The sequence below is a fragment of the Acidobacteriota bacterium genome, assembly GCA_003225175.1.
In the GTDB taxonomy this organism is placed as follows: Bacteria; Acidobacteriota; Terriglobia; order Terriglobales; family Acidobacteriaceae; genus Gp1-AA112.
In genome coordinates this window covers 1-5,843 of the sequence record QIBA01000108.1, presented here as the reverse complement: position 1 = coordinate 5,843, position 5,843 = coordinate 1, and the positions used below count along the sequence as shown (strand labels likewise).

Annotated in this window: 1 protein-coding gene; it reads right to left on the bottom strand. The window is 24.0% G+C overall.

Translation table 11 applies throughout. The annotated features are described in order from the left end of the window. Positions 1-291: 291 nt before the first annotated feature. Positions 292-954 (bottom strand): hypothetical protein, encoded by a 663-nt coding sequence (locus DMG62_22500; protein PYY20685.1) that lies wholly within the window; start codon positions 952-954, stop codon positions 292-294. Between the last annotated feature and the right edge of the window lie 4,889 nt (positions 955-5,843).

Sequence of the window (5,843 nt, the reverse complement as noted above, 5' to 3'; positions counted from 1 at the left end):
CGAAATTTCTCTTCAAGCTTCTTCTGCAAAGTGTATAAGAACAAATATATTTTTGCGCTAATCCCCTTTATAAAATGTACAGTATAAGAAAGGTTATCAATATACTATCATACAATTTTAATATATAAAAATTTTATTACTTACCACGGCTCATGTTTATTCATTCCAAAAAATAAAACAAAAATTCCTATATGAAATTTATTTTTTAGAATATTTTTGAACAATGTTTTGTTTGATTAATTAATACTTATTTATTGAATACCTGCTATAGCACCATAAAACCCTCCAACACTAGATAATAAATCTGTAACTAATAAAATTCAATTGATACGAATTATTAAATAAATTTAAAAAATTTTTTAAACATATATACTTACTATCGTATCTTTTCAACTTTTCAAATTTGACATTATTTGGATTTGAAGGTGGAGAGATTTCAAATTGAATTTTATTGGATTCAATAGGAATTTGGGATACTCGATGATTTAATTTCATTTCATCATTAGTTATGACTGGGTCAAAAGTTAAGATGTAAAATTGTCCTAGATTAAGTTCCCAAGAACCTCCTTTATGTATTTGGTAAGGTACAAAAACTGTTTTTTCGGTAAAAAATTTATATTCTTTAATTCCTAATTCTAATGGACTTTTAAAATCACTAGTAGTGATATTAACCAGTAAATTAGGATTGCTTGAAGCTGTAAAATTAAACTTTAAATAAATTATATAATTAGATGATTTATCGATATTTTTAGAAATATCTTTATTGCTTTCGAAATTTATATCGATATCGTCATCTTTTATCAACAAATATAGATTAAGTTGAGTTATTTTTTTTTTTAAAAAAAAAAAATAATAATAATTTTTAGAAATAACTTCAAATTTTATAAAAATTATATATAATTTTCTTACTAAAATAATCCTTTGTCGTAATGATAGCAGATACTTCTGTGCCAAGTTTCTGAAGTTAAGTGATTAGATAATACGTAATTATCCCAGTAAGAAAAATTGCAAAAAAAATTCGAAATAATCTGAACCAAATTGGTTCAGTTAAACGTCGATTAGTAATTGAATCTATTAAAAACATTATATAGAAGTGGTTTTATTCTTTTGCAAATCAACGTTTTTTAAATATGTGACGCAAAAAATCCTAATCTTGGACTTATTATTTAAGCCACAACTTGGCAATCGCAAATTTGGACACTTCCATTGTTTAAGCCACCAGTATTTTTTATTATTATTATCGTGTCCAATATAAAATCTAACGATTACTTAAAGAAATATGCTAGTCTACAAAATGTTAAACAAAAGAAATGTTAACAAGACATTTTTTGGAGTACTTCTTATTGAAATTATATTAATCATTATATCCATCGTATTATTAGTGTTAGATTTGTGATTTTATATTGATTTATTTGATTTATTTTTGACTATAATACCAATATTGGTTTTAATACCAATAATAATTGTTTCGGGATGTTATGCTGTATGAATTTTTAAATTATTTCTTTCAGTTGCTATATCAAAAAATATAATACTTATTCATTTAGCAAAACAGATTATTAAAGATGAATTACCGCAATTATTGGCCTTTTGTATAATAAACATGGCAATTCCAATACACTACTTTGCAAACAACTATACACCTGGAGCCACTATAAGCATAACTATTGCCATTTTTGCAAGTGGAATTCTATTTTTAGATATTCTATTTATTATTTTATTTATTATTATTATAAAAAAAAAGTAAGTTTAAATTTGATTATTTTTTTTATTTAAATTAAACTTCTAAAATATGTCTTGAATTAGGCTTTGGAGTACAGATGAGGTTGCTACTAATAAAAAGTCATATTTACGACAAATATTTTTGCCTAATAATATTCCTTTAAATTATCTAGAAAGTAAGGATTTATTACTATAAAATAATGATGTTTAAAAATTATTTATAACGATAAATATTAATTTAAATTACTTTAATTAGAACCTTACATTACATACAAATTTTATAATTTCTTATTAGTCACTACATTATTTTATATTAACATGATTGATCTTGACATATTAGTTCCTTCAAAAGTCTATCAAGATATAACGAGTTGTGTTTTAATCTTACCATCTTTTATTCTAATATTTGAATCAAAAATTGTAAGTATACCTTAACATTGCTATACTGCTTATTTTATATTTTAATTTATTAATGCTTTTAGTTTAAGATTAAAGAGGAATCAAATGGTTTTATGCTTTTAATTTATTTAACTATTATGGTACAAATTTGTGTTTATATTTATTTTATAGTCATCGGTAAGTAGTTAAAAAAATATAGTTTAAATTAATTTAAAAATTAATAGTAATTGAAACTATGTATTTACTATAGGCGAAATCGGTTTAATTGAAGGAGCAATTATATCAATTTTATTATTTTTATTATTTATAAATACAATTCTATGCCATCAGAATTTTGGTAGAAAGTTTAAACTTTACCGTAAGTATTTAGGTATTTAGCACAATTTATTGGAATTTCAATAATTGAATTTTCTGGTTTTTTTTAGTAAAACTTGATTACTTTGATCCTAATTTGGATGAAGCATATGATTACTCAGAAGATGAAGAGGAACCTGAAAGTTTAACTGTATATTTGAATTACTTTAAAAGATCAATTTCAAAGTTTTTAATAGGAATCAAAAAATGATTAAATTAAGTCAATTAAAGAATTATTTTAATGGTATTTATAAATAAATTCAATAACTATTTAATGAATCTTTTGATAAGAAATTTTTTAATGTTTCAATTTTATGAATATTATTCTAAATTTTTTATGTCAGTTAAAAAGTATATAATTATAAAGGTCCAATCGAGAGACGGTATATTTATATGTGTAATACCAGTTCTTATAGTAATGTTTTACTTGCTTTAGTTAATGGACAATGGAGTGGAATTGCTAGTACCAGTGGAGAAACAGTTTCAACTACTCTTTTCTTTATTGGAAAATTTATAACAGATTTAAATGAATCACAGTTCTCTTCATTCGTAAACTACGGTGATTTTTCACTTCTGATAATTATTACAGTTATCTATGACTATATACTATTAAATATTAATACATTATTGTAGAATTTTAATCTTATCATTATTTTTAACATTAATGTTAAGTATGGCAACGATCACAATTATAAAATTTACTGCGCTACAAAATAAATCTACAATTTTTAACTGAAGATTTTTTAAAACTACCATAGATATAACAAAAATAAATTGATTTTAAGAAAGAATAAAACTTGAAATTTCTTATATATTAAAATAATAAAAGGTTTTATTGTTGAAATGTAATGCTAGCATAGACGTAAAAGTAATTTTGATGCATTTTTTCATATAAAAATCGTCATGTCGATCTCTAATTACAGCATTTGTTTTGTGTAACTGTATCTTTAACTGATTTTTTTGAAAAATTTTAATCTTTAGATATGTATTTGGTCTATAAGCTTCATATTTTAGCTCTACATGTAATTTCATCGGTTCTACAACTTTAATTATACATAAATAGTAGATTAAGAATACATATTTTGACTTTTATATAGAGAAACTGTATTTTTAAGAAAATTTTAGTATAAAAATCAGGCGTAAAACTTCACTATCTATAATATAAAGGTAAAAATTGAGGATTATGTGTATCTCTATTAGCTCTACAACTTTACTTAAGAAATAAATGTGGGTTTAGAATTTCAATTTTGACTTTTATATATAGAGCAAAATTAGAAAGCGCAGCAAGCAAGTATAGGAGAAGCGATTCAAATAATAAGATAGCTATCGGAAAGAAGCCCGACAGTATTATGGCAATGTATATAGAAGGAATTAAGTATAAGATTGTTTTTACTGAATGTTCTCGAATTATGTGTTCTACGCGTAAAAAAACTGACGATTCAGTCAAATTATGGCGTGAACTTAATGACGCAATGATGTGGATTTGGAAGCACTGCAAGCCACCTAAGAATCAATTTAACATAATCGGAGTTCAAGTATTTGGTTTGTATAGTTAACATAATTTTAGTTCAAGTATTTGATTTAAATAGAGATAATTTGTTTAATACGGTATTTTGTAAACGATTTTTAGGAACTACTATAGGATTAACTATTCTTCTGCGTGATTCCAATGATCTTGTTCGATATTTTCACCTCCAAGAGGCAGAAATTCCCTTGAATCCGTGCAATGAAGATGGAATCGTAAAGATCGTTAAATTACTATTGAATCTCAGAGTAAGTAGAAATTTCTTCGTTGTATTCTTTAAATAAGTTAATTGTAGTATAATATTGCGAAACTTATATATGTACTGTTATTGTATATTTGTAGAATATCGCAATAATAAACTTATCTTTATTAAATAATGCATTAGCAAATAGATTGCATCATCGTATAACATTTGGAATTACTACTGTTAATAGTCCCAAGAAAAAAACAAAAAAACGAAAGAAATAAAAGTTGTTAATACATTATAATTATACTTATAACCCTTGAAAAAAATAAAAACTTAATACTGTAATATCAAATTTTCTTATCAATGTATTATTGCCATCAAATAATATTCGGAGACTGAAATACTATCACCACTTCCAAAAATGAAATTAGCCAAAAACGTAAATCGACTTTCGCTACTTTTCATTTTTTATTTGTAAATACAATAATGAATAACGATAATACATAATACAATAACGATTATAAAAGTAATAAATTTATATGGGCTAAATTATATTACTTTGAAATACCAGCAAGACAATAATAACGGCGCTTGCGGCCAGGTTTTATGTTACGAGAATCCGTGCGATATGGACAATAAGAATAATTACAACAATTACACCAAGGATCGTTTAGAAGATTTACTTGATCATTTCTTTCTTTCTTGTTGATTTTCAAGTTGAATATTTAATTGATTACTTCTTTCTTGTATGTACTCCCACATTCATTGCATAGGTTGACATCGTAGCCTTACTTTACGATAATTACCCTATTGAAAGAGTACCTGAAACTGTAAAAGAGTTTTCTTTAGATAAAGAAACTAATATAGATGGAATGTTTGAAGAACCATCTGAAATAATAGATTATCCAAATAATTCATAAGTGTAGAATGCTCAAGATAAACAAAACAAAATCTATTTATTAATTGATGGTTTTATATTAAATGTGTACCTTTTATGAATTAACTTTAAAATTTTATTAATTTCTTTTGCTCCAATCTTCATACATATGTAATTTATAATATTTAGGATAATAACATTTTTCAAGAGCTCATAGAATATAATATAATAATAAAGAATTTTAAAATTATTCTCCTAAAATAATTATATCAATGAAGTAGTGTGAATTTTCATCTACATGAACGGGATCACAGTCCCGTCTAATCGAAATTAGTTCGAATATAAAATGAAAATAAGTGTTTATGTTCTCATCAAGAATTAATAGATTTTTTTAATATAAAAATAAGAATGTGAAATGATGTCATTTCTGGCCATCCCCGAAAAGTCAAAATCGGCCTTCTAAAACTACAATTTCATCTTAGTAATAGTTGTAGAGCAAGATGAAATGCATATTGTGTAAATTTCAGGTATATAGGATTATTCCTTATATACTTTTATTATTATTACTTTAACTATTCTATTTTTATTTCTTAAGGCATCAGACTACAAAAAAAAAATATTTTTCTTTGTTAATTAATGAAAATAAATTGTCACAATAGAAATTTTTATAAAATTACCCTTCGATTAAATTTTAAGGAAAATTTTGATATAATTAATTTTATTTAATACGAAAAAGGATCATATTATCTAATAAAATTTATACTACAAATCATTTTTAG